This is a genomic window from Flavobacterium sp. (assembly GCF_041392085.1).
In the GTDB taxonomy this organism is placed as follows: Bacteria; Bacteroidota; Bacteroidia; order Flavobacteriales; family Flavobacteriaceae; genus Flavobacterium.
Map to the genome: position 1 here is coordinate 1 of NZ_JAWKMW010000018.1, position 3848 is coordinate 3848.

The window sequence follows — 3848 nt, forward strand, 5'->3', positions numbered from 1 at the left end:
GAAAATAACAATTAAATATGCTGAAACATTAAAAATCAATCGGTTGTTTTAATCTTTGTATTGTTAAAATTTATTGCTTGAAAGGAATTCAATAATTTTTATAAATTATAACTGTTGAAGAATTTTAGCAGCTTGAGCTAAGGTTTCATCTGTTTTAGCAAAACACACGCGGATTTGCTTAAAATTTTTTCTGCTTTCGTTGAATACGGAAGTTGGAATGGTCGCAATTTTGTGTTCTTTCGTTAGCCTTTCCGCAAAAGCGATATCGTTTTCATTTGAAATTTCTGAAAAATCAAGCATTTGGAAATACGTGCCTTTTGAAGGAATGATCTTAAAGCTGGAGCCTTCCATAAGGCGCAAAAAGAAATCACGCTTCTGCTGATAGAAACTGGAAAGTTTTAGATAGTGGCTTTCATCTTTTAAATAGGTTGCCATCGCTTTTTGAATGGGGTGGTTTACGCAGAAAACTACAAACTGGTGTACCTTTTGAAATTCTTTCATCAGTTTTTCCGGCGCGGCGCAATAACCCATTTTCCAACCCGTATTGTGAAACGTTTTTCCAAAGGAAGCCGTCACGAAACTTCGCTCCGCCAAGGCTTCAAATTTCGATGCGCTTTGATGCACGTTGCCGTCAAAAATTATGTGCTCATACACTTCGTCGCTCAAAACCAAAAGATCATTTTTCTCAGCCAAATCCTGCAAATGGAGCATATCTTCTTTAGTGAAAAGCATCCCGCTGGGATTGTGCGGAGAGTTGATGATTATCATTTTTGTTTTTGAAGAAATTTTATCAGCAACTTCCTGCCAATCTACTTCATAAAACGGCGGTTTAAGTTGGATGGGAATAATTTTTCCGCCGAACAATTCCACCGTTGGCGCATAACAATCATAAGCCGGGGTAAAAATAATTACTTCATTACCTTTACCAATAGTAGCTGCTATTATTGTGAAAATGGCTTGCGTAGCACCAGCCGTAATCGTGATTTCGGTTTCGGGATTGTAGAACCGGTCGTGGAGGGTTTCGATCTTTTTTGAAATTTCCATTCGCAGTTCAAAATCGCCGGGCATGGGAGCATATTGGTTAAAACCGTCGCGCATGGCTTCATCTACCAAAGCGTTTAAGGCGGGATCGCTGGGAAAATTAGGGAATCCTTGCGAAAGGTTTAATGCGTTGTGCTCTGCTGCCATTTTGCTCATTTTGGCGAAGATGGAAGTTTCTATATTTGGGAGTTTGGAATTAATCATTCTGTCCTGTATTTATGTACACCAAAACATCGTTGATGCATGTGTTTAAATTATGTTTTATTTCATTGGTCCAAAAACGAAAAACGGTAAATCCCATTTCTTCGAGTTGATGATTTACTTCGCGGTCACGCTGCATATTCCTTTCAATTTTTGGAATCCAAAAGCCACGGTTGCTTTTTAAAGTTTCCTTTCGTTCCGGCCAATTGTAGCCGTGCCAGAATTCGCCGTCAATAAAAATGGCAAGTTTGTATTTTATGATGGAAATATCCGGTTTTCCGGGCAGTTTTTTGCTGTCCACGCGATAACGGATGCCTTTTTTCCAAAGTGTTTTTCTGAAAAGCAGTTCGGGCTTGGTGTTCTTCCCACGGATTTTGCCCATTATTTTTGAGCGTTTTTTTGTGGTGTAGAAGCCGGACTCTTCGTTGAAACGTGGGACCTTTATTTTGTTATCTTCGTAATTCATAACTTCTTCAAATTAAGAACATCTTTTAATAAGATAAGTAAAATTTAAAAAATGCTGGGAACACCCTTTATATTAGAAAAAGAATTTGGTCCTAAAATGCCAATAAATAACGGTCAATTTATGTCGATATTTAAAGGGAATGGAGATTTAAATTTGCTACCAAAAGGAAAGAATTTTTTTAAGAGAGATGTAAATGGAAAAATAGAAAGTTTGCAACTTGCATCGTTATCTATAAACGGGTCAGTATCATTAAACAATTTGAATATTGATTATGAAATTCGACTCGTGAATTGTGATTTTAACGGGAATTTTATCTTGTCAAAATTTAATTCTTCGAAGATATTTATGTTTTCATTTTGTAATATTTCCAACAATTTGGAGATTTCTAATTCTAAAATTGATGAGTTTTTTTTAGGAGACCTAAACTTGAATGGAGGATTTGCAATTAATCAGAAATCCAATTTTAAGCTTATCCATTTTCAAGGCTTTAATCTCTTAAATAGCGGGTTTTTAAATAATTTCTATGCTGAAAAATTTATAATTAGACGTGCAACTTTAAAACATTTCAAAATTTTTGGATATAATTCTATAATTGATGAATTAGAAATTGGGTATGTGTATGCTGAAGATATGGATATTGAGAATTCAGTAATAAATAAAATTTTATTTACAAGCACTTTTAGAGATAATAGTAAATTACTATTAAATAACAACCGAATAAATCAGTTAGAATTCGGCAACTTTGTGAATAAGGCACATATAGAATTCATTAATGTTGAAATTGGAGATTTCGCAAGAGATAATTCTGAAATTTTGTTAAAAAATGTTATAGATAAAAATACTTTAAAAGAAATTGAAAAAATAATTATAGATAAAACTTCAGTTGAAAATTTGTTAAATAAAAAAGTACAAGAATTATCTTATAAAGATTTAAAGAATATTGGAGGATGGGAATTTCAAAGGAAATTTTATCATAAAAACGCCCCCGAAATTATATCAAGTCTCAAAATAATAAAAAGTGATTTAGGAAATATATATTTTAAAAATTTTAATTTTGAAAATTTCAAATCTGTAGTTATTGATGATTCTGAGCTGAATTTAATAAATTTATTTAATTCTTATCTTCCTTTAAAAAATATAAAAGGAAATCCAATCGCTCTTTATGAAACTTTCAATGAAATGTATAATATAGCCACAAAAAAAAATAACATTAGAGATAGGGTAGAGTACTATAAAGCTTCACAACATTTTTTACTTAAATCTTCTTTAAATAGAAAATGGTATTTTAGAATTCCCTCCATTATAAGTTCTTTTACCTCAAAATTTTATAGCAATTTTGGCACAAGATGGACTCAATCTTGTATGGTTACATTTTTGTTCGGATTATTGTTTTTTTCCTTAATGATGCTTTCAACAAATTATGATTTTGACTTTAAAATCCGGAGTTCTAGCTGGAAAAACTTTAAAGATCTTTCAGCCTTTTTTATTCAATATTTAAACCCTTTTCACAATATTGAATTCTTAGATTCTTACATATATAATATTTCAAGTAGTACTAAATTCGTTCTTTTTGATTTTTTGGGCAGGATATTTATTTCAATTGGAATTTTTGAAACTATTAGATCATTTAGAAAATATGTTCGCAAATGAAAAACCCCTACATTGCTGCAAGGGTTTTAATATTTAAGAAAACCCTTCGACTCCGCTCAGGGTGACATTTCGTATTTTAATATCTGTAATACTCAGGCTTAAATGGTCCTTCCACTTCCACGCCGATATATTCGGCTTGGTCTGGGCGAAGTTCGGTCAATTCAACCCCAATTTTCTCAAGGTGAAGTTTCGCTACTTTTTCATCCAAATGCTTTGGAAGCATATATACTTTGTTCTCGTAGTTTTCACCATTTTTCCACAGTTCGATTTGAGCTAAAGTTTGGTTTGTAAAACTGTTGCTCATCACAAAACTTGGGTGGCCTGTTGCACAACCTAGGTTTACCAAACGGCCTTCAGCCAAAAGGATGATGTCTTTTCCGTCAATGGTGTATTTATCAACCTGCGGCTTGATTTCAACGTGCGTGTTTCCGTGGTTTTTCTTTAACCAAGCAACTGCGATTTCGTTATCAAAATGCCCAATGTTACAAAC

At 33.1% G+C, this 3848-nt stretch carries 4 protein-coding genes; 1 reads left to right on the forward strand and 3 read right to left on the reverse strand.

Going from position 1 to position 3848, the window contains the following annotated elements:
- Positions 1 to 105: 105 nt before the first annotated feature.
- Complete coding sequence (locus tag R2782_RS12405; RefSeq protein ID WP_371268574.1) at positions 106 to 1188, reverse strand: methionine aminotransferase; 1083 nt, start codon at positions 1186 to 1188, stop codon at positions 106 to 108.
- Between the two features lie 49 nt (positions 1189 to 1237).
- Positions 1238 to 1708, reverse strand: a complete 471-nt coding sequence (locus R2782_RS12410) for a very short patch repair endonuclease (protein ID WP_371268575.1) — start codon at positions 1706 to 1708, stop codon at positions 1238 to 1240.
- Between the two features lie 51 nt (positions 1709 to 1759).
- Between R2782_RS12410 and R2782_RS12415 the strand changes: the two genes are divergently transcribed.
- A complete protein-coding gene (locus tag R2782_RS12415) occupies positions 1760 to 3358 on the forward strand; it encodes a hypothetical protein (protein ID WP_371268576.1) in 1599 nt (532 codons plus the stop codon).
- Between the two features lie 76 nt (positions 3359 to 3434).
- Here R2782_RS12415 and R2782_RS12420 read toward each other — a convergent pair.
- Positions 3435 to 3848: adenosylhomocysteinase (locus R2782_RS12420; RefSeq protein WP_371268577.1), on the reverse strand; the 414-nt coding region annotated here is incomplete at its 5' end.

What these genes read in the sequence shown, in the direction of transcription:
- R2782_RS12415 (WP_371268576.1), top strand. Translation starts at nt 1,760, where the DNA reads ATGCTGGGAACACCCTTTATATTAGAAAAAGAATTTGGTCCTAAAATG.
- R2782_RS12410 (WP_371268575.1), bottom strand. Translation starts at nt 1,708, where the DNA reads ATGAATTACGAAGATAACAAAATAAAGGTCCCACGTTTCAACGAAGAG.
- R2782_RS12405 (WP_371268574.1), bottom strand. Translation starts at nt 1,188, where the DNA reads ATGGCAGCAGAGCACAACGCATTAAACCTTTCGCAAGGATTCCCTAAT.